Below are 21,827 nucleotides of genomic sequence, written 5' to 3'. Positions count from 1 at the left end.
TCTATTTAAGCGGTATTTGGCTTTCTGGCCTTCAATTGATCAGCCGAATTCTGCCTTAGGTATAGGATATAAAATAAATGAAAAGTGAAGTAAATATTTTGATGCAGCCTTCTCTGAATAAATTTTGAGGCAAAATAAGCTTAAAAGCAGCAGGCTAAAACCCTTGCTGCCAGATATTTCATGCATAGAACAGCATAAATGGTATCGGTATCTGGTTAAAATCCATTAACATAGAGCTGTGTTTACATCTACCCAAGAGTTAAGGATATCTGATGCAACGAGTAGCCATTAATGGTTTCGGGCGAATTGGTCGCAATGTATTACGGGCTTGGTTTGAAAATCCTAAGGATTTTCATTTTGATATCGTGGCCATTAACGATATTGCAGATGTAGAAACACTGGTGCATTTATTTAAATATGACACCACTCATGGGCGCTTTAAGGGCAAGGTTGAAGTGCTTTTACAGGATGAACAGATTTTTTTGCACATTTCTGCAGGTCTGGCGCAATTAAAGGTACAGGTCTTTGGTCAGCAACAGCCTGAAAGCCTGCCTTGGAAGGACCTAAATATTGATGTGGTGCTGGAATGTACCGGTTTATTCCGTTCGCGTGCAGCAGCCACAGGGCATATTCACGCAGGGGCAAAACGGGTCATTATTGGTGCTGCGCCTTTTGATACGGTGGATGCGGCCATTGTGTATGGGGTCAACCATCACGAAGTCAAAGCCACAGACCAGATTATTTCCAGTGTATCCTGCACCACGCAGGCCTTGGTGCCTTTGGTTAAAATTATTGATGATGCTTTTGGCATTGATACGGCATTGATGACAGAAATTCATGCAGTGACGGCAGATCAGTCGGTGCTGGATCATGCCCACCGCGATTTACGCCGTGCCCGTGCTTCGGGACATAACATTATTCCAACCACATCTTCGGCGCTGGGGGCATTAAAACGGGTGATGCCAAAAATGGCAGAGCGTATAGATGGCTATTCCATACGCGTACCGACCATTAATGTAGCTGCCATTGACCTCACTTTTGTTGCGCAGTCGCATGTCACAGCACATAAAATCAATGAGATCCTGATCAAGTCGGCACGTCAGGATTATGCGGAAATTATGGATGTTACCGATGAACCGGTGGTTTCCTCAGACTTTAACCATTCGCCTTATTCACTCATCGTGGATTTAAGTCAAACTATGGTGGTGGGACATCAGGCCAAAGTCTTTGCCTGGTATGACAATGAATGGGGTTATGCGAATCGCTTGCTGGACCTCTGCGAATCCTTTACCCATAAATAGTGGGCCTTGTTTAAAAGAGAGTGCAAGATGGATTTTTCATCTTGCTTACTTTTGAAAGGCATGGGGTTTTATAGCGTCTGGGGTAAATAATGCGACCTGTAACTCAATTATTATTAATTTGTTCGAATGGTTTGTTAATTCTTGAGTAAAGATGCAGGTTTCAGTAGGATGAATAGGCTGCCATGAAGTTACATTTTATTTGATGATTTAGCAGTGGCAGTGAATTGCCGACCCGAAGTCGACTTATAATGATGCTTATAATAAATATAAATCTAAGCACGGTTAATTTTATAATCACTTTTCGATTACTATATGAAAATTATAAGCTTTTGAAATTTAATCCCATCGATTCATGACACAGATCAGTCATCAATCAATAACACGAGCAGCGTACCTATGTTGATATTTATCTGGGGATTTATTTTCCTTTTAGCCATAGCAGTGATCTTTTTGATTTGGGCACAATTTACCAATCAAGGTGCTGCCCTCAGTGAAATTCAATTGAATCAACAATTGGAAACAAAAGTGATTCATCTGGAAGAAAACCTTAAAAAAACCCTGGAAATTATGCAGGACCTGGCGAAGAAAATGCATATTCAGCAAGAAGTGATTGATAAGACCACGACTAAACTGAGTCAGGTGGAATCCCAAAATGCCGAATTGATTGGGCTGTTGGCAAAAACGGTTCATTCAACCGACAAAACCTCACTTTAATTTGAAAATTTAAAGGTAAGCTTTATGCCCGTAGCATTCTTAAAATTACTGCGGATGCCATACTTATGGCCAGCGTAGGTGATAAAGAAAAACGTGATGCTGCCAACAGGATAATGACAATAGCAATCATATTCGCGGGGTTGTTATTGACCAAATATGCTGCAATGACTGAGTTCAGCACGCTGCCGGGCACAACTTCTATAATTTGGCATTGCTTATTGCTGAGTGTTTTATTTTTGAGTCAAACATAGCGCAGGATACGTGTCAGATAGATATTACAGAACAGCATAGGTTCACCTGAAAAGAAAGCAACATGACTGTACCTTCTTATCGCCGGGTTGAAGCAAATGGCATACGCTTGAATCTGATAGAAAAAGGTCAGAGCCCGTTGGTCCTGTTCTGTCACGGATTTCCAGAAACTTCCCATGCATGGCGTAACCAGTTGTCCGCACTAGCCGCTGCAGGCTACCGTACTGTCGCACCTGACCTCCGTGGTTATGGGGGTAGCGACCGGCCAGAGGCAGTCGGCGCGTATACGGTGCTGCAAGTGATCGGTGACATGGTCGCTCTTATGGATGTGCTTGGAGAGAAGCAAGCCGTCATTGTTGGAGGGGACTGGGGTGCGATAATAGCTTGGCAAGCAGCACTTATCCGGCCAGAACGATTTCGTGCGGTCGCGGCACTGGGCGTGCCTATGATGGGACGTGCACCCATGCTACCCAGCAAGCTTTTCCCACAAACTTCCGATGCCTGGTTCTACACACATTACTTTGCATCACCGGGGCTTGCGGAGCGTGAGCTGGAAGCCAATGTTGCTGCAACCCTGCGAAAAATATACTTTGCCGCTTCAGGGGATGCAGGCCCGCGTGATGATCCGAAAACACCGAATCCGTTTGGAATGGTTCCTCGCTCTGGCGGACTGCTCGCCATGCTGCCTGACCCTCAAACCCTACCAGCTTGGCTTGGTCCCGACGATTTTACCTTATTTGTGCGCTCATTCGAGCAAAGTGGCTTTCGCGGCGGCCTGAATTACTACCGCAACCTAGACCAAAACTGGGAATCAGAAGCTGCTTTTCAAGGCTTGCATGTTAATGTGCCCGCCATGTATCTCGTGGGTGAGCGAGATACCGGACTCGCCATTCCTGGGATGAAAGACATCATCAATGCAATGCCATCTTTACTGTCTTAGCTTTGAGAGTAGTTCAAGTCATCCCAAAGGCTGGTCATTGGCTTCAGCAGGAAGCGCGCGATGTGCTCAATGCTCTGCTTCTGGGTTTTCTAGATTCCCTCTAAAAAGTCTTCGAGCGCGATGTGCTTGTTAGCGCTCCCCATGTAACATGAATATTCATCACAAGCATGGAGAGTGACCAGTTATATTGCAAAATAGAAGGGGTATTTCTGATGTTAATCCAGACAAAATAACGTGATCCCGGCGCCTGGAGTAGCTAACTTATTATTGATTTTAAAGTCGCGAGATAGAGTCAAAGTATAAAAATTATTTAATTGGCAATGAATCACATCTTTTATGCAAAAGTCTGATGCACAGTAAAGATGATCGTGCTAGACTAGGAGAAATCGGGTGTGCTCCCGATTTTTTTATGCGGATTACTTCCGCGCTGACAAGTATTTAGGTTTACAACATGCCCATTTCAGAGACATGGTTATTACCTGATGGTGTAGCTGATGTATTACCAGAACAAGCGCAAGTAATAGAAGCTTTGCGCCGTGAAGCATTGGATTTCCTCGCATCTCGAGGTTATCAGCTGGTGTACACGCCATTTATCGAATACATCGAATCTCTTTCTTCTCTTTCAGAATCGAATCAAGATTTAGACTTAGCCACTTTTAAAGTCATCGACCAGCTTTCTGGCCGTTTGCTGGGTGTGCGTGCCGATATGACACCGCAAGTGGCCCGTATCGATGCGCATGTATATCCGGTCGAAGGTGTAGCGCGTTATTGCTACGCTGGCACGGTTTTACACACCAAGCCTCAAGGTTTTAATACCACGCGTGCACCGCTACAACTGGGTGCGGAACTTTTTGGTTCAGACAGTATTGATGCTGACGTCGAAATGATTGACGTGATGCTCAACTTATTGAAAACAGCAAGCTTTGCGGATGGCATCCATCTGGATTTAGGTCATGTGGGCTTGTTCCGCAGTCTGGTTAAACACGCTGGTTTAACCAAGGCGGAAGAAAATCAGCTTTCGGATCTTTACCAGCGCAAAGCCTTGCCTGAACTGGCTGAATTTACACAAGAATTAAAATTCGGTGCAGATTTTTATGCACTAGGCCGCTATTCAAGTGATTTGGATGCCTTAGAAGCCAACCTCAGTGCTGAAATTATTGCAGACCCGGCATTTAAACAGGCATTTGATGCAGTAAAAACGACCCGATCTGAAATTCAGGCACGTTGGCCAGACTTGCATATTGGTATTGATGTTGTAGAACTTCGTTCATATCACTACCACACTGGTTTAATGTATGCCGTTTATGCGCCAAACCGTGCAGCACCGCTGGCTCAAGGTGGTCGTTATGACGGCATTGGCGAACATTTTGGACGCGCGCGCCCGGCAACAGGCTTCTCTTGTGACTTATATGCACTCAGTGCAGGTCAGTTCAAACAGGTTCAAAAAGTGGTTGCACCGAAAGGTACAGACAAAGCATTGCTTGAGGCGATCGCTGCTCTGCGTGCACAAGGCTTAAGTGTGATTCAGTTATTAGGTAATGATGATTTAAACTCGATTCCGTTTGCGACTCACCAGTTGGTGAACAAGGCGGGTGAGTGGACAGTCGAACCGATTTAATCGCAGAACTGGATGTTCATGTCATTCAGTTGTGTTTTCTATTTTAACAGCATGATGCAATGAGGCTATTATGGGCAAGAATGTTGTGGTACTCGGTACCCAATGGGGCGACGAAGGTAAAGGCAAAATCGTCGACCTGCTCACAGATCAAGCGGCAGCGGTCGTTCGTTATCAAGGCGGACACAACGCAGGTCATACTCTTGTGGTTGGTGGTAAGAAAACTGTATTACACCTCATTCCATCTGGTATTTTACGTGAAAACGTACTGTGCTTAATTGGTAACGGTGTTGTACTTTCACCGGAAGCGCTGATTAAAGAGATGGATATTCTTGAAAAAGAAGGCGTGCCAGTACGTGAACGTTTACGTATTTCTCCAAACTGTCCATTAATCCTTCCAAACCATATTGCACTTGACCAAGCGCGTGAGAAAAAACGTGGCAATGCAAAAATTGGTACAACTGGCCGTGGTATTGGTCCCGCTTACGAAGATAAAGTTGCACGTCGTGCAATTCGTGTTGCTGACCTGGTACGTGGTGGTGAACATCTTAAAGCTCAACTTACCGAGCTTCTTGAATACCACAACTTCCAGTTGACTCAATTCTACGGTGTAGAAGCGATTAATCTTGAAGATGTACTTACTCTTTGCGACCAATGGCGTGAAGTTGTTGCTCCATTAGTTGTGGATGTAACAGGTGAACTTCATAAATACCGTAAAAACGGTGATAACATCATGTTTGAAGGCGCTCAAGGTTCACTTCTTGACGTTGACCATGGTACATATCCGTATGTAACGTCTTCAAACACGACTGCTGGTGGCGTAAGTTCTGGTTCTGGTCTTGGTCCATTGCACCTTGACTATGTATTGGGTATCACTAAAGCCTATACAACACGTGTAGGTGCTGGTCCATTCCCAACTGAACTTGTTTACGATGCTGCGAACGATGTTGGTGATGCAATCGGTAAACACTTGGGTACTGTAGGTTCAGAATTTGGTGCGTCTACTGGCCGTCAACGTCGTTGTGGTTGGTTCGATGCTGAAATTCTTCGCCGTTCAGTAGAAGTAAACTCACTTTCTGGTATCTGCTTGACTAAACTTGACGTTCTTGACGGTTTAGAAGAAGTGAAAATCTGTGTCGGTTACGAAGCTGCTGATTCTGGTTGCGTAGGTTCTTCTGATGCGCTTGCATTCGAAACTTTAAAGCCAATCTACGAAACCATGCCAGGCTGGTCTGAGTCTACTTTTGGTGCTAAATCAATTGATCAGTTACCAGAAGCTGCACTTAACTACGTAAAACGTCTTGAGCAATTGATTGAATGTCCAATCGACATCATTTCAACTGGTCCAGACCGTGAAGAAACAATTATTCTTCGCCATCCATTCGAAGCTTAATCTGCCAAGAATCAGGACGTATAAAAAGCCCCGCAATTGTGGGGCTTTTTTGTGCCCGTTTTATTTAGAAAATATATCTACGACCAGTATGCAGACTGTTTTGCCAGACTAAAGTTGCATCTAGGCATACTGTTTAATTCACTTGCACTTGCTAGAATGTCAAATATAAAACAAATACAAGGTTGTGCATGATGCATAAAAATATATCAGCGACGATGTTTTATTCATTACTGTTTGCAATGGGTGGTGCACCGACGATTGCCATGCTGGTTATTCAGGCACAAACACAGGATCCCGCAATTATTAATGCGGCGTTCATTGGATTAAGTGTCATCGTTGCATGTATTTTGGTTCCGGTCGTGCTTATTCAAAATGCGTTTTTATTTTTTAAGCGCAAAAATGAACAACTGGAACAGAAAATTAAACCACTTTGCCAGATATATTTAGGGCTGAATGTTTTGTGTTTAATTTATTGGCTTAGTTTTCAATTTCTTAAATAAGCCTGTTTACATAAATGATATGATTGTGGAGATAATATTAATTTAAAGATTATCCACTATTTCATATAATCTCTTGAAAAGAGATATCTATTTTCAAGGTGGAGATTATTATAATGAACAGCAAGCTGATTTTAAGTTTGTGTGCAGCAAGTGTAATCACGATTTCCGGTTGTACTACTGTAGCGGACATGGCAGGGGCAGACTCATCCACATTAAATGTTACTGCTGCGCAGGGCTTTAATAAGACTGTTCAGGAAGCGAGTGCCAATAAAACCTTAGATACTTCATCTGCGACTTATAAGCGAATTAATTCGGTATTTTTACGTCTAAAACCTTATGGCGACCAAATCAACCAGACAGGCCAAAAGTTCGACTGGCAATTGGCTGTGCTGAAGTCAGACCAGATCAATGCTTATGTGGCACCAGGCGGTAAAGTGGTGTTTTACACTGGTATTGTAAATAAGTTAAATCTGACCGATGCTGAAATTGCAGCGGTGATGGGCCATGAAATGGTGCATGCCTTGGAAGAACATTCCAAACAAAAAATTGGTGCACAGGCTTTAACAGACCTGGCGTTAAACATTGGTTTGGGCTATGCAGGCAATAATGTCAGTCAATTGGGTGCAGCAGCAGCTCAGTTAGGTGCACAGGTGGGTGTGGGTTTACCCTATTCACGTAGCCTTGAAAGCCGTGCTGACCAAGGTGGTTTGATGTTGATGGCGCGTGCCGGTTATAATCCGCAAGCCGCAATCACGCTTTGGGAAAAAATGAACAAGTTGGAAGGTGCGGGAGGTACATCATTCCTGTCGACTCACCCTTCAAATGGTCAGCGTATTGAAGCAATGCGTAAAAACTTGCCAGCTGCTCAAGCCATCTATAACAGACGTTAATCAGTCGTTAAGCAAAAAAAGGATGCTTATTGCATCCTTTTTTGTACGCAAATTTTTTGATTTTAAAGAATATAAGTTATTTGACGCAGGTGAAGCAACACTTCACCTTAATGAGTTACGGCGAAATATCTATGGTGCTGGATTCGGCTGCTGGCGGTGAATATCTTCAATACCCTGTAAAATTTCAGCAGATAAGTCAATTTCAAAGGCCTGGATGTTTTCCTTAAGCTGATCCGGATTGGTTGCGCCAATAATGGTACTGGTCACAAAGAATTGCTGCTTGATAAATGCCAATGCCAGTTGGGTCAGGGTTAAACCATGCCGTTCTGCAAGCTGAGCATACTGTTCGGTTGCCCATTCACTTTCAGGATTGCTATAACGGCTAAAACGGGAAAATAGGGTGACCCGTGCATTAGCTGGACGAGCGCCATGACGGAATTTACCGGTTAAATAACCAAAAGCGAGAGGTGAGTAAGCAAGTAAGCCGACATTTTCATAATGGGCAATTTCAGACATGCCAATTTCATAAGTTCGGTTCAGCAGGCTATAAGGGTTTTGTACGCTGACAAATTTTTCCAGGCCTAATTTTTCAGCCAGATGTAAAAATTTTAAAGTTCCCCACGGGGTTTCATTGGACAGCCCGATATAACGGATACGGCCTTTTTTTATTTCATCACTTAAGGCACTTAAGGTTTCTTCTAAGGCGGTGACTTGCTGCTGGTTTTGTGCTTCTGTATTGCCATAACCCAATTTTCCGAAGAAATTGGTTGGGCGTTGTGGCCAATGTAACTGATACAGGTCGATATAATCGCTTTGTAAACGTTTTAAGGAACCATCAAGTGCCGAGCTAATCTCAGCTGCAGTAAAGCGGGTTTTGCCGTCACGGATATGGCTGCCACCTTGTGAAGGACCGGCAATTTTTGAAGCAATGAACAGCTGGTCGCGCTGACCACGCTGTGCAATCCAGTTGCCCAGGATGGTTTCAGTTGCTCCTTGAGTTTCAGGCTTTGGCGGTACCGGATACATTTCTGCCGTATCCCAGAAAAATAACCCTTGATCTAAAGCATATTCAAGCTGTTGAAAGGCTTCTGCCTGGGTATTTTGTTCGCCAAAGGTCATGGTGCCCAAACAAATTTCAGGAAGCAGAATCCCGGTGTTGGCTAAAGGTTTGAGTCGCATAAAGGTGGATCCTTTAATTTTTATCAAGTTTGAAATCGTGCACTAGGCTAACTGATTTTCGGATCGGCGTTAAATCATGAATTGTTTTAAAGTTGTCATAAAAATTTAAAAAGAACAGCTCAGAAATATAGACATAAAAAAAAGCAAATCTCAGGATTTGCTTTTAGGGTGAATGGAAGAAAATTTATTCTTCATCATCCTCGTCTTCTAAAGACGCATCATTTTCTTCAGCAGAAACATCATAAATCAGGATGGCTTTACCATCGGTCTGGATCATGCCTTGTTCTTCCAGTGTTTTTAGGACACGGCCGACCATTTCACGCGAACAACCCACAATACGGCCAATTTCCTGACGGGTAATACGGATTTGGCGGCCATTTGGTAAAATCATGGCTTCTGGTTGTGAAGAAAGGTCAATCAGGCAGCGTGCAATACGGCCAGATACATCAATAAATGCCAGGTCAGTCACTTTACGAGTCGTATTTTTTAAGCGACGTACAAGCTGGGCAAATACGGCATAGCTCAGATCTGGATACTGTTTGCTTAATTCGTGGAAGTTTTCATAAGTGATTTCGGCAATTTCACATACGTCGCGTGTACGAACTTCTGCAGTACGTTGTGGATTTGCTTCAAAAAGACCCATTTCCCCAAAAAAGTCTCCAGCATTCAAATAAGCAACCACAATTTCACGTTCATCATCTTCACGTAAAATAATGGAAACTGAACCTTTTAAAATCAAATAAAGCGATTTTGATTCTGAGCCTGCATCTACAATTGCAGTGCGTTTTGGATAACGATTTATATAGGCACGTTTTAATAATGCTTTCACTGACTCTGGAAGTTGACCTGGAGACAGTGCATCAGTGCTAAGTTGTGAAAAGTTTGAAGTCATGCTAACGGTTCCGAATATGGATAATTAATAGATCGCACAAGACCTAAAGTGAACTTGTCACACAGAAGAGCTGAAATTCCTTCTCAACTCAATTTATGTTAGTGTACAGGTACATCGTAAATTTATAGTTTTTTTCAGGTAGTTGCAATGCAAACAAGCGTTCATTGGCTAGAGAATGTTGCTTTTGAGGCAAAATCGGAAAGTGGTCACCAAATCGTGATGGATGGGGCTGAAGCATATGGCGGTCAAAACCGTGGACCACGTCCTATGGAATTGATATTAATGGGACTTGGTGGGTGTGCTTCCTTTGATATTGTGACGATTTTAAAAAAATCACGCCAAGATGTGACGGATGTCGTGTGTCAGCTCAAGGCTGAACGTGCGGATAGTATCCCAGCCGTGTTTACCAAAATCCATTTACATTTTGTGGTAACGGGTAAAGCAGTCAAAGAAAAACAGGTCGCTAAAGCAGTTGAACTTTCAGCTGAAAAATATTGTTCTGCAAGTAAAATGTTATCGGATGGTGGTGTGGAAATTACCCACGATTTTGAAATTATTGAAGTGGAATAATAAACTTTAGATGGCAATTCATTTCCGGATTGCCATTTTTATGCTGCATCAGCATTAAAAAATACTAATAAAGAAAAAAGATTCTATCCCGGTAAAGATTTAAAAATAATCTATAGCATTTTAATAGATCTTTTCCTCCAAATCTTAAGGCCTAGAAGGTTCATCAAGCAAATGAATTGACTCACAGTCAAAATGAACTTTTATAAACTCTCATGACATTTCTCTAAAAGATATAAAAATATATATGGAATAAAATTTCATACATAAATGTCCCAAATGAACTTGAAAAAATTAGCTTAAATACCCATATTATAATTAAGGTTTATATTTAACTTTAATTATATTAGTTCTTGAAATTTAAAAATATTTTTTAAAAATATTATTGAAAAATATCAAACCATTCCCATCTTTTATCCAAGTACAAAATTTGTTGTGAGGAAAATAAGAATGCGTTTTGAAAAATTTACAAACCGCTTGCAGCAAGCTCTATCAGATGCTCAATCTCTGGCAATGGGTAAAGACAATACTTCGATTGAAGGTATTCATATTTTATCCGTGCTTCTGGAAGAGCCAGCCAATATCAGCTTGTTTCAGCAGGCCGGGGCAAATCTGCGTGATCTGCAAACCAAAGTGCAGCAAGCATTAAATGATGCACCGACCATTGCCAATCCGACTGGAGATATCAACCTTAATCCTGAAGCAGTACGCGCTTTGAATCTGGCAGACAGTTATGCCCAAAAAGCCGGAGATGAATTTTTATCCACCGACTGGGTGCTGCTCGCTTTGGCGGAAACCGGTGCAACCAAAACTTTACTCAACAATGTCGGCGTAACTACTGAAAGCTTACGCAAAGCGATTGAAAAAATTCGAGGTGACGAAAAAGTCATGAGTAATACCCATGAAGATCAACGTGATTCACTCAATAAATACACCATAGACTTAACTGAACGTGCCATGTCCGGCAAACTGGACCCTGTGATTGGTCGTGATGAAGAAATCCGACGTACCATTCAGGTCTTGTCACGCCGTACCAAAAATAATCCGGTACTGATTGGCGAGCCTGGAGTGGGTAAAACGGCAATTGTGGAAGGTTTGGCACAACGTATTGTTAATGGTGAAGTTCCGGAAGGTCTGAAAGGTAAACGGGTTTTATCTTTGGACTTGGGTTCATTGCTGGCGGGTGCAAAATATCGCGGTGAGTTTGAAGAGCGATTAAAAGCAGTTCTGAAAGACTTGGCCAAACATGAAGGCGAAATCATCCTCTTCATTGATGAGTTGCACACGCTTGTAGGTGCAGGTAAAGGTGAGGGTGCCATGGATGCAGGCAATATGCTGAAACCTGCATTGGCCCGTGGTGAGCTGCGCTGTGTCGGTGCAACCACATTGGATGAATACCGCCAGTTCATTGAAAAAGATGCTGCCTTGGAACGCCGTTTCCAGAAAGTATTGGTTGATGAACCAAGCGTTGAAGATACCATTGCAATTCTGCGTGGCTTAAAAGAGAAATATGCCACCCATCATGGGGTACAGATTCTGGATTCAGCGATTATTGCCGCAGCGAAAATGTCGCACCGCTATATCACTGACCGTCAATTGCCCGATAAAGCCATTGACCTGATTGATGAAGCAGCTTCGCGGATTAAAATGGAAATTGACTCCAAACCTGAGCCACTCGACCGTTTGGACCGTCGCCTAATTCAGTTGAAAATGCAGCTGGAAGCGGTGAAACAGGATGCAGATTCGGTAAGCAAGGCAGAAGTCAGCCATTTGGAAAAACAGATCGAAGAAGTACAGAAAGAATACAGTGATCTGGAAGAACAGTGGATTGCTGAAAAACGACTGGTTGAAGGCACCAGCCAAGCGCAAGTTGAACTCGATAAAGCGCGTACTGCGTTTGAAAAAGCCCAGCGTGAAGGTGACTTAGCCGAAGCAAGCCGTTTGCAGTATGGGGTTATTCCTGAGCTGCAAAAACGTCTCGCTGCTGAAGAAGTCGCAGAGGAAAACGGTGAGGAACCGAAACTGATCCGTACCAAAGTCACTGAAAATGAAATTGCCGAAGTGGTCAGTGCTGCAACGGGTATTCCAGTTGCGAAAATGCTGCAAGGTGAGCGCGAGAAACTGCTGCATATGGAAGAATTCCTGCATAGCCGTGTGGTTGGGCAGGATGAAGCTGTGGTGGCTGTGTCCAATGCGGTGCGCCGTTCACGTGCAGGCTTGTCTGACCCGAACCGTCCAAGTGGTTCGTTCCTGTTCCTCGGTCCAACCGGGGTAGGTAAAACCGAATTGACCAAAGCTTTGGCAAACTTCCTGTTCGACAGTGATGATGCCATGGTGCGTATTGACATGAGTGAATTCATGGAGAAGCATTCGGTCAGCCGTCTGGTGGGTGCGCCTCCGGGATACGTCGGTTATGAAGAGGGCGGGATCTTGACTGAAGCGGTACGCCGTAAGCCTTATAGCGTGGTGTTGTTCGATGAGGTCGAGAAAGCGCATCCAGATGTGTTTAACATTTTGCTGCAAGTACTGGATGATGGTCGTTTAACCGACTCGCAAGGCCGTGTAGTGGACTTTAAAAATACGGTGATTGTGTTGACTTCCAATCTGGGTTCACAAGATGTTCGTGAATTGGGCGATAACGCATCCGATGATGAAGTTCGTGCAGTGGTGATGGGTGCTGTATCTCAACACTTCCGTCCGGAATTTATTAACCGTATTGATGAGTTGGTCGTGTTCCATTCACTAAAAAAAGCACAAATTCGTGGTATTGCCGATATTCAGTTGGAGCGTTTACGTGAACGTTTAAGTGAAAAAGATATGAGACTAACAGTGGATGACAGTGCGTTTGATCAGTTGATTGAAGCTGGTTTTGATCCGGTGTACGGTGCTCGTCCATTGAAACGTGCCATTCAACAGCAAATTGAAAATACCTTGGCTCAAAAAATTCTGGGTGGTGAATTTATCCCAGGAGATACCATTCATGTTAAGGGTGAAAATGGTCATCTTGAGTTTGAGAAAATGAAATTAAGTTAGTTACTTGTCTTTACTGAAAGATAAAAAATGAGAAAAACCTGGCTTCGGCCGGGTTTTTTTATTCATTCGCGTTTATTATTTTTTGTGAAGTTCATCTGACTTTATTTGATTTCTCAACTTTTTAAACGCTAAAATGGCAACGCCTTATATAAATACACTTGTATAAAAAGCAGTTAAAATAAAAACAATATCACCTTCCAAAGAGAAGGTTAAATGGAATAGTAATCATGATCGAATTTAAGCGGATTCGTCTGCTCAAAAATGAGCCCTATAGTGCATATAAGAAATGCAGCCAGGTAACCGTCCAAGAACTCAAGCGTATGTATGGTATTTATCAAAAATATTATGCCAATACACGCTATGAAATTTTTGAACGTGACTTTTTAGAAAAAACTGGTGTTTTCCTTATTTTTGAACCTAAAAATAAACAAATTGTTGGCTTTTCTACAGTTTCAGTCCGGTGATTACCACGGGTTCTGGCTTAATTCGCTATGTCATTGATGATGAACTGGAAGTGGTTGATTTTTATCAAGCTATTCCATGTTTCCGCTTTTTAGGCCGGAAAATGACGGTGGATTTGGTGGGTGAAAAACTGGATCATAGCGTGGCGGTCAAAGTTCTGGCAGAGTTTAGGCAAGAGGATTATTTACCCATCAGTATTTTGGGTATTGAGCATTGCAATAAGAAAAAGCCCTATTACATTATGTTGAGTGAAGGAAATATTCATAAAAAACCCAGTGCTGCTGCTTTAGATCAACGCTTAAAAGAAAATTTTCATTATGAGTTGGCGCGTAGTGCACTGTGTCATCAGGCGATATCCTAAAAATCGGCATTGAATATAAATACGGTGAAAAGAAATTTTTAAATTAACCCATGTCAAAACAAAGGCTGCCAGATCGGCAGCCTTTTTAGTTAGTGGAGTACTCTAAATATATTAGCCATTTTGTGGATGCTGAATTTTCCAGGCACGGTGGATTTTGGCATTACGCTTGAAGTCCGGGCCAATGGTTTCATTGGTAATTTCCTGAACATCAAAGAAGGCCAGAATTTCCTCATCCATCTCGAAACCACGATAGTTATTCGAGAAGTATAAGGTTCCTTCTGTGGTCAGGCGGTTCATGGCACGCTTGATCAGGGACAAATGGTCACGTTGCACATCGAAGGTGCCATGAAACTTTTTCGAATTCGAGAAGGTTGGCGGATCGATAAAAATCAGGTCATATTGTTCATGACCTTCTTTCAGCCACTCAAAACAGTCGCTGGCAAAGAACTGGTGCTGCTCATCGGCATGATCTACGGTTAAACCATTCAAGACAAAGTTTTCTTTGGACCAGTTCAGGTAAGTGTTGGATAAGTCGACACTGGTGGTACTTGCAGCGCCACCTAAAGCAGCATGCAGGCTTGCTGTAGAGGTATAACTATACAGGTTGAGGAAATGCTTGCCTTTGGCTTCTGCTGCAATACGCAAACGCATTTGACGATGATCCAGGAACAGGCCAGTATCAAGGTAATCAGTCAGGTTAACTAAAATTTTGGCTTTGCCTTCCTGTACGATAAAGCGTTTAGAAGCAGTACTCTGTTTGGTGTACTGGCTTTTACCTTCCTGGCGTGCGCGGGTTTTAATGAAAATGGCATCTCGTCCCAAACCGGTCACTGCACGAATGGCTTGCAAGGCTAAGTTAAAACGCTTTTTAGCTTTTTCGGGATCAATCGATTTCGGTGGGGCATATTCCTGTACATGCAGGCGATCACCATACAAATCCACCGCAATGTTAAAATCTGGCAAGTCGGCATCATATAAACGCAAACAGAAAATATTTTCTTTCACCGCCCATTTTTTTAGATTTTGCATGTTTTTTTGCAGACGGTTGGTAAAGTCCTGCGCGCCTTCAATCGGCTCGAACTGTTGTGGCTGCCAGTTTGCCAAGAACGGTTCTGATACGGCAGCCGGTTTGATGGTGCCGAAACGTACATAAATTGGCAGTTTACCATTCATCAGACGCAGAATTTGCGGTTCATTGAATGCCAGCACGTCGGCTTGTTCAACCTGTGCAGCGATCACGGCTGCATACTGATTCGGGAAGTTCTTTTGTAACAGGGCAGACAAGCCTAAATATAAGGCACGGTTAGAGGCTTTATCTCCTAAACGCTCACCATAAGGCGGGTTGGTGACAATAAATGAGGTTTTGCCTTCAGCCTTGAAATCCGGCCAGTCTGCAAGTGTACGCTCTTCAATTTTGATATGGTCGAGCAATGCTTCAAAGCCTGCCGCAATAATATTTTTCTTGGTGGCTTTGACGGCTTCCCAGTCGGCATCATAGGCATAAAATTGCGGTAAAGGCTGTTGCAATGCTGTTTGATGGCGTTCTGCGGCTTCTGCTTTAATTGACATCCACAATTCATGGTCATGTCCATTCCAGCCATTGAAACCAAAACGACGCACCAGACCCGGTGCACGGTCGGTCAGCATCATCAAAGATTCAATGATAAAAGTCCCTGAACCGCACATTGGATCTAAAATAATGTCTGGCTTACGCTGTTTTAATTTGGCCTTTTGCAGAATGGCGGCTGCCAGATTTTCTTTAATCGGGGCATCGGTCATGTAATGACGATAACCACGTTTATGTAAAGAATCACCGGATAAATCCAGGCAATAGGTGTGTGCAGTTTTACCAGCAAGCACATAGAGGGTAATTTCTGGCTGCTTGATGTCGATGCTTGGACGTTTGCCCACCGCTTCCATAAAGGAATCCACCACACCATCTTTTACCCGTAACGTGGCAAATTGTGTATTGACCTTAATGTCACGTTCTACATGTAAACGGATGGCAAATGTACTTTGTGGTGCGAAAATGAGCGACCAGTCAAAGTTGATTGCACCTTCATAGAGCTCTTCTGCCACATCACGTGCGTCGTGGGTAAATTCAAGTTCATGCGTATGAATGGGTGTTAATACACGTGAAGCCAAACGGGACCACATGCAAATACGGTATGCATCTGCCAATGTGCCTTTGAAAATTAAACGGCCCGGTAAACGTTCAATATTTTGAACACCCAAACCTTCCAATTCTTCTTGGAGTAAGGTTTCAAGACCATCTGCACAGGTGACCCAGTAATTGCTTAAACGTGAAGAGGTATTCATAAAATAGAGAGACCGAAAAAAATAAAATAAAAACTTGCATAAGTTTAACTTATTTTAGGGCTGAAAACTTTTTATATTTTGAAAACTTCAAGCGATTTATGTCGATGTATTAATTATAAAAAGCTCTAAATGTTGGAATAAAAAGCCAATTGAAAATTCAGGGGATATGTAAAATTACATGGCGCTTCCAAGTGAATTTTAAAGTTTAATGCATGGATTTTATTAAGGGTAAATTATGAATATTACAGCAAAAAAGGATGATATTTTTTCAGTCGCGACATTGTTATATGCACGCTTAAGGAAAGTGAATAGCCGGGTTATTGATGTCATGTATTTAATGCAAGATCGTTCCTATGCACATCATGTGGTCACACTGGCACTTGAGACCAAGGATGCAGAACTTGCAAGCTATGTAGAACGTTTGCGTGTTCTTCTAGATTTACAAGAGGATCATGATCTTATAAATGGAGAAGACCAGCAGATTCTGCTTTCGAAGGAAAACAAGACCAATAAAAAAGCGCTTGACGAAGGCCATGTAAGTTTTAGCCTATTCTAAAATATAATAAAAACATTATTTTAAGTAAGCCCATATGTTGAATCATGTGGGCTTTTTTTATATTGGTACGAATATTGCAAAAAAAATAGTCCGGTGAGGCTGCTTGATCATCAAGGAGAACACTTGATGCCTCACTTTTTTTTTTAGAGATGGGAATGACAAATGTCAGAAAGTGTAATCATTACAAATGAAACTTTTTCAGTGGCAACACTTATTTATGCACGGTTAAGACGGGTATCAGGGCGCGTGATTGATGCAAGCTATCTTACAGAGAACGTGGAATATGCCGAACATGTGATGGCAATGGCGAAACAGACCCAAGACCCTGAATTACTTCGCCTGGTTGAACGCCTGACGAAAGTGCTGGGATTAAAAGTGGATGAAGAACCCGTAAATGAAATTCAGTTCACGCAACATGTAGACTTAATTTCGGTTGAACCCACCCAAGAAGACATAGAGCGTGCACAAGGGGCTAACCGCTACATTGGGGCTCTCCGTTAGTTGCCTGGGGTAACTCGGAGCTGGACTGGGTTACCTGTTTTTATTTTTAAAATCAGATGGCTAAATCATTGAATGGTTAATTTATGTTATTGAAAAATTAAATGGGAATGATATTTTTTATTTCAAATACCGAGCTGCTTTTTAGACAAGTAAGATCAAGCTGAACTATTTAAATCGCTTAAACTCTGTATAATACGTTGACTTAACGTATAAGGAATCTCTCATGCACTTGGCGGCATTGCATACTCCGAGCCAGATTCAACTCAACCAAGATGGTAACTTAAAACACTTCCTCACCATCGAAGGCCTTTCCAAAGAAACCCTCACAAAAATATTGGACACTGCGCAGTCCTTTTTTAATGACCAAAATCAGCTGATTACCAATAACCTGCTGGAAGGTCGTACGGTAATGAACCTGTTTTTTGAAAACTCTACCCGTACCCGTACCACTTTTGAAGCTGCAGCAAAGCGTCTGTCTGCCAATGTCCTTAACATTGATATTGCCCGTTCAAGTACCTCTAAAGGCGAAACCCTGCGTGACACGCTGTGGAATCTGGAAGCCATGGCAACCGACATTTTTGTGGTGCGTCATTCATCTTCAGGTGCGCCGCACTTTATTGCCAAAGATGTGTGCCCGAATGTCGCGATTATTAATGCCGGCGACGGCCGTCATGCGCATCCAACGCAGGCGATGCTGGACATGCTCACCATTCGCCGTGAAACCAAAAAGAATTTTGAAGATATCAGCATTGCCATCATTGGGGACATCAAGCATTCACGTGTAGCACGTTCAGATGTTGCGGCATTGCAAACGCTAGGCTGTAAAGATATCCGCGTGATTGCGCCAAATACCTTGTTGCCTTATGGTTTTGCTGAATATGGCGAAGATGTCCGTCTATTTAACAACATGGAAGAGGGTATTAAAGATTGCGACGTGATTATTACCCTGCGTATTCAAAACGAACGTATTGATTCGCCAGCGCTATCTTCGCAAGCTGAATTTTACAAAATGTACGGCTTGAACAAAGAGCGTCTGGCCTTGGCAAAACCGGATTGTATCGTGATGCACCCAGGTCCAATGAACCGTGGTGTGGAAATCGATTCCAGTATTGCCGATGGCACCCAGTCCGTGATTTTAAATCAGGTGACCAATGGGATTGCGGTACGTATGGCGGTATTGGCGCTGGCAATGCAAGGTCAGTTGCAGGAAAAAGGTTTGTTAGAAGCAGTTGCGGGATAAGGGAAAGTCATGAGTATTGTAAAAATTGAAAATGTACGTGTCTTGGACCCCATCAACAAAACCGACAGCGTACAAACGGTATATCTTGAAAATGGCAAACTGGTTGCCGAAACTGCCAATGTGACTGAAACCATTGACGGGCAAGGCAAATGGCTGATGCCCACCATGGTGGATCTGTGTGCACGTTTACGAGAACCGGGTCAGCAGCAGCATGGGACCTTAAAGTCTGAAGGGAAGGCGGCACGTGAAAACGGTATTCTGCATGTGTTTACTCCGCCAGATTCAAAACCGATCGTGCAGGACAATGGTGCACTCATTCACGGCCTGGTTGAAAAAGCCATGCTGGATGGTGGCATTTACCTAGAAGTCATTGGTGCGCAAACGCAAGGTTTGAAAGGCAATCAGCCTGCCAATATGGCGGGTCTGAAAAAAGGTGGCTGTACCGCAGTTTCCAATGCCAATGCACCATTTGCTGACGATGATGTGGTGATTCGTACCCTGGAATATGCTGCAGGGCTGAATATGACTGTGGTGTTCTATGCAGAAGAACCACAAATTGCCAAAGATGGCTGTGTGCATGAAGGCTTTATTGCTTCACGTCAGGGCTTGCCAATGATTCCCGCTTTGGCTGAAACCGTCGCCATTGCAAAATATCTGCTCATGATTGAAGCGACTAAAGTGCGTGCCCACTTCGGTTTGCTGTCATGTGGTGCTTCTGTGGAGCTGATTCGCATCGCAAAAGCAAAAGGCTTGCCGGTGACTTGCGATGTGGCAATGCACCAGTTACACCTGACCGATCAACTGATTGACGGCTTCAATTCACTCGCACATGTACGTCCGCCATTACGTTCCGAGCAAGACAAAGAATTGCTGCGTCAGGGTTTGAAAGAGGGCGTCATTGATGCCATTTCGACCCATCATGAACCGCTCAGCAGTTCTGCAAAAATGGCACCATTTGCTGAAACCCAACCGGGCTTTACTGCATTTGATACATTTGTGCCATTTGGACTTCAGCTCATTAACGAAGGGTTGTTCGAGCCTTTGGAATGGGTGGAAAAAGTCACCGTTGCACCGGCAAAAGTGGCCAACATGGTAGAGCGCTGGACTGAAGAAGCGGGTTGGGCTTTGCTTGATCCCCAACTGGAATGGACAGTCAGCAAAGAGAGCATTATCTCTCAAGGCAAAAATACGCCACTAATTAACCAAAAAGTGGTTGGTAAAGTGATTAAAACTTTTGCGGCTTAAGCAATCAGATTGTTTTTAAAATATAAGAAAGTCAGCTTCGGCTGGCTTTTTTTGTGACTAAATTGTTATTTTTTAATGATTTTGTTTATAATTGTGTAAACAAAAGAGGGTATTTTAATGAAACTTAACAATAAAACATTTTTCGTACTTATTTCAACATTAGCTTTAGCTGGATGTAATAATCTTTTCTCTAAACATGTGAAATGTGATGATGAATCTGCAACATCTTTGGTAACACAAGTATTACAAGATGATTTGGCCCAATCTCTAGAGCATGAACTAAAAGCCTTGATTAAAAATGGGGCAATTAAAGATTTAGACCCAACAAAACTTAAACTCTCGGCAAAAAATATCCAGTTTGCTTTGACAGATAGCAGAACTGATTTTATTGATCCAAATAGCCCAAAGACCTCTTGTTCAGTAGATTTAACTGCAACCATTCCATCGGATCTGGTCAAAAAATCTGATCAAGCAAGAGCTAAAGTAGATGTTGTAAGTGTAGAACAGCATGCAAATAATTTAGGTGTAAATTATGAAAATAATAAGGTGCATTTAACACTTGAGTATGTGCTGCAACCTACCGATAAAGGCGATAAAGTTTTAGCATTACTTAAAAATACTTCTGATGTACAAACATTGCTTTCAGAAACTTTAACTTATGCATTTTTAAAACCACAAATTGAAAAAAATCAGATAAGAAATCTGGAAGCAAGTAAAGAAGCTATTCAAAACAATAATGCTAACAATGCAACTTATGATGCAAATTATGAAGCGAATGCAGCTGCAGAGGCGGCCACAGAAGCTGCATATGAAGCTACAGCTGCAGCAGAAGAAGCTTACTACGCTGAATAGACATCATTGATTGTTGAAAATAAAGTTGAATTTAAAAAGGGTAATTATGAGATTTAAATTATTGGCATTGTTGTGCAGTACTTTAGTGGTGTCGGGATGTGACAAAGTACAATCTATTACTGGGGCTTCGGTTAAATGTAATGATGAAACTGCCAAACAGTTAGTTGTTGAAAGTTTTAGCAAGACGGTCAGTGATATTTCTGCAGAACGTGTGAAAGAGTTAATTGATACCGAAAACGTGACCATTGATATGGGGAAATTACGTAGTACTCTTCAACAAATCACGTTTAATGTGAATGATGTGCGTACCAATAATTCAGATCCGAATAGCAAAAAACAGTATTGTGCAACGGAGTTTTTGGTTAAAATTCCAGCGCAAATGATTAAAGATGCAGATGCTGCCCGTGCTGTTTATGATGAAAATAATATTGCTCAAGCGGCTGTATTATCAGACTTGTCATTTGAAGCAAATCAGTTAAAAAAAGAAATTGAATATTTGGTTCAACCTACAGATGATGGCAAGAAAGTTTATGTAACTTTAGAAAATCCAGATGCTCTAGCATATTTTGTGCGAGATATAGCAGTAGATTCCCTAGTTAAAACAGCACGACAAAATGCGGCTGAAGTTGCAAAACAGGAAGAGATGAAACGTGTTGCCGATGAAGAGGCAGCGGCACAGGAGTACCAATCAGTATTAGTTGCGGAAGCAAAAACGAATCTAGATAAAGCGAATGAAAATTTAAATTTGGTTTGGAACTCAACCACAAAAGAAGTGCGTAACCAACTTCTGGATGAGCAACGAATTTGGCTGAAAAAGCGCGAGTTAGAATGTAAATTAGAAAGTTCAAACTCAGATAATCCTGAAATTTATCGACTAAATTGTGAAACGAACATGACCAGCCAGCGTACCAATGAATTACGTCAGAAAATTTACTATTTAGAACCTTAATTCATTTACTGCTAAGCTTTATTAAAGTCAGCTTCGGCTGGCTTTTTTATTGTTGAAAAATAATACTAT

Annotated in this window: 20 protein-coding genes; 17 read left to right on the top strand and 3 right to left on the bottom strand. The window is 42.4% G+C overall.

Translation table 11 applies throughout. From position 1 onward, the window contains the following. The first annotated feature begins 272 nt into the window (after window positions 1-272). From ACPUEY_RS07615 to ACPUEY_RS07585, 7 genes are all read left to right on the top strand, one after another. Window positions 273-1,301 carry a type I glyceraldehyde-3-phosphate dehydrogenase gene (locus ACPUEY_RS07615; protein WP_425121696.1) on the top strand — a complete coding sequence of 343 codons (1,029 nt, stop codon included), beginning with the start codon at window positions 273-275 and terminating at the stop codon, window positions 1,299-1,301. Window positions 1,302-1,697: 396 nt separating this feature from the next. Further along, window positions 1,698-2,015 carry a hypothetical protein gene (locus ACPUEY_RS07610; RefSeq protein ID WP_409976756.1) on the top strand — a complete coding sequence of 106 codons (318 nt, stop codon included), beginning with the start codon at window positions 1,698-1,700 and terminating at the stop codon, window positions 2,013-2,015. A gap of 313 nt (window positions 2,016-2,328) precedes the next feature. Continuing rightward, a complete protein-coding gene (locus ACPUEY_RS07605; protein WP_425121695.1) occupies window positions 2,329-3,204 on the top strand; it encodes an alpha/beta fold hydrolase in 876 nt (291 codons plus the stop codon). A 451-nt stretch (window positions 3,205-3,655) separates the two neighbouring features. Further along, on the top strand, window positions 3,656-4,822 hold the full coding sequence (locus tag ACPUEY_RS07600; protein ID WP_425121694.1) for an ATP phosphoribosyltransferase regulatory subunit: 1,167 nt from the start codon (window positions 3,656-3,658) through the stop codon (window positions 4,820-4,822). A 70-nt stretch (window positions 4,823-4,892) separates the two neighbouring features. Further along, window positions 4,893-6,212 carry an adenylosuccinate synthase gene (locus ACPUEY_RS07595; RefSeq protein ID WP_092818486.1) on the top strand — a complete coding sequence of 440 codons (1,320 nt, stop codon included), beginning with the start codon at window positions 4,893-4,895 and terminating at the stop codon, window positions 6,210-6,212. Window positions 6,213-6,403: 191 nt separating this feature from the next. After that, entirely contained in the window at window positions 6,404-6,712 is a 309-nt protein-coding gene (locus ACPUEY_RS07590) for a hypothetical protein (protein WP_092818485.1), read from the top strand. A 113-nt stretch (window positions 6,713-6,825) separates the two neighbouring features. Then, complete coding sequence (locus tag ACPUEY_RS07585) at window positions 6,826-7,602, top strand: M48 family metallopeptidase (protein ID WP_261183036.1); 777 nt, start codon at window positions 6,826-6,828, stop codon at window positions 7,600-7,602. A gap of 129 nt (window positions 7,603-7,731) precedes the next feature. Here ACPUEY_RS07585 and ACPUEY_RS07580 read toward each other — a convergent pair whose 3' ends face one another. Together ACPUEY_RS07580 and crp are read right to left on the bottom strand one after the other, a co-directional pair. Then, window positions 7,732-8,781, bottom strand: a complete 1,050-nt coding sequence (locus ACPUEY_RS07580; RefSeq protein WP_425121693.1) for an NADP(H)-dependent aldo-keto reductase — start codon at window positions 8,779-8,781, stop codon at window positions 7,732-7,734. Window positions 8,782-8,965: 184 nt separating this feature from the next. Further along, window positions 8,966-9,673 (bottom strand): cAMP-activated global transcriptional regulator CRP, encoded by a 708-nt coding sequence (gene crp / locus ACPUEY_RS07575; protein ID WP_092818482.1) that lies wholly within the window; start codon window positions 9,671-9,673, stop codon window positions 8,966-8,968. A 147-nt stretch (window positions 9,674-9,820) separates the two neighbouring features. Between crp and ACPUEY_RS07570 the strand changes: the two genes are divergently transcribed. The 4 genes from ACPUEY_RS07570 to ACPUEY_RS07555 all read left to right on the top strand — a co-directional run bounded on the left by ACPUEY_RS07570 (window position 9,821) and on the right by ACPUEY_RS07555 (window position 14,096). Further along, window positions 9,821-10,243: an OsmC family protein gene (locus tag ACPUEY_RS07570; RefSeq protein WP_086195592.1), complete on the top strand. Its 423-nt coding sequence runs from the start codon at window positions 9,821-9,823 to the stop codon at window positions 10,241-10,243. Window positions 10,244-10,690: 447 nt separating this feature from the next. Further along, entirely contained in the window at window positions 10,691-13,273 is a 2,583-nt protein-coding gene (clpB, locus tag ACPUEY_RS07565; protein ID WP_425121692.1) for an ATP-dependent chaperone ClpB, read from the top strand. Between the two features lie 227 nt (window positions 13,274-13,500). After that, window positions 13,501-13,737: a hypothetical protein gene (locus ACPUEY_RS07560; RefSeq protein ID WP_425121691.1), complete on the top strand. Its 237-nt coding sequence runs from the start codon at window positions 13,501-13,503 to the stop codon at window positions 13,735-13,737. Further along, window positions 13,734-14,096 (top strand): hypothetical protein, encoded by a 363-nt coding sequence (locus tag ACPUEY_RS07555; RefSeq protein ID WP_425121690.1) that lies wholly within the window; start codon window positions 13,734-13,736, stop codon window positions 14,094-14,096. The genes ACPUEY_RS07560 and ACPUEY_RS07555 overlap by 4 nt, the downstream gene beginning before the upstream one ends. A gap of 111 nt (window positions 14,097-14,207) precedes the next feature. Here ACPUEY_RS07555 and rlmKL read toward each other — a convergent pair whose 3' ends face one another. Further along, window positions 14,208-16,415: a bifunctional 23S rRNA (guanine(2069)-N(7))-methyltransferase RlmK/23S rRNA (guanine(2445)-N(2))-methyltransferase RlmL gene (rlmKL, locus tag ACPUEY_RS07550; RefSeq protein WP_425121689.1), complete on the bottom strand. Its 2,208-nt coding sequence runs from the start codon at window positions 16,413-16,415 to the stop codon at window positions 14,208-14,210. Between the two features lie 235 nt (window positions 16,416-16,650). On the opposite strand from rlmKL, the gene ACPUEY_RS07545 reads away from it, so the two are divergent. The 6 genes from ACPUEY_RS07545 to ACPUEY_RS07520 all read left to right on the top strand — a co-directional run bounded on the left by ACPUEY_RS07545 (window position 16,651) and on the right by ACPUEY_RS07520 (window position 21,758). Further along, the gene (locus ACPUEY_RS07545; protein WP_092818476.1) at window positions 16,651-16,971 is read left to right on the top strand and encodes a hypothetical protein; all 321 of its coding nucleotides are present in this window, start codon (window positions 16,651-16,653) and stop codon (window positions 16,969-16,971) included. A gap of 162 nt (window positions 16,972-17,133) precedes the next feature. Continuing rightward, entirely contained in the window at window positions 17,134-17,472 is a 339-nt protein-coding gene (locus tag ACPUEY_RS07540; protein ID WP_092818475.1) for a hypothetical protein, read from the top strand. A gap of 223 nt (window positions 17,473-17,695) precedes the next feature. After that, window positions 17,696-18,712 (top strand): aspartate carbamoyltransferase catalytic subunit, encoded by a 1,017-nt coding sequence (locus tag ACPUEY_RS07535; protein WP_131272715.1) that lies wholly within the window; start codon window positions 17,696-17,698, stop codon window positions 18,710-18,712. A gap of 9 nt (window positions 18,713-18,721) precedes the next feature. Next, window positions 18,722-19,957: a dihydroorotase gene (locus tag ACPUEY_RS07530; RefSeq protein ID WP_425121688.1), complete on the top strand. Its 1,236-nt coding sequence runs from the start codon at window positions 18,722-18,724 to the stop codon at window positions 19,955-19,957. A gap of 117 nt (window positions 19,958-20,074) precedes the next feature. Next, window positions 20,075-20,809: a hypothetical protein gene (locus ACPUEY_RS07525; protein WP_425121687.1), complete on the top strand. Its 735-nt coding sequence runs from the start codon at window positions 20,075-20,077 to the stop codon at window positions 20,807-20,809. 46 nt (window positions 20,810-20,855) lie between these two features. Then, window positions 20,856-21,758 carry a DUF1311 domain-containing protein gene (locus ACPUEY_RS07520; protein WP_261183027.1) on the top strand — a complete coding sequence of 301 codons (903 nt, stop codon included), beginning with the start codon at window positions 20,856-20,858 and terminating at the stop codon, window positions 21,756-21,758. The last annotated feature ends 69 nt before the right edge of the window (window positions 21,759-21,827 follow it).

Origin of the sequence: Acinetobacter sp. G11 (assembly GCF_049808495.1) — a bacterium.
GTDB lineage: Bacteria > Pseudomonadota > Gammaproteobacteria > Pseudomonadales > Moraxellaceae > Acinetobacter > Acinetobacter kookii.
This window is presented reverse-complemented; position numbering and strand designations above follow the sequence as displayed.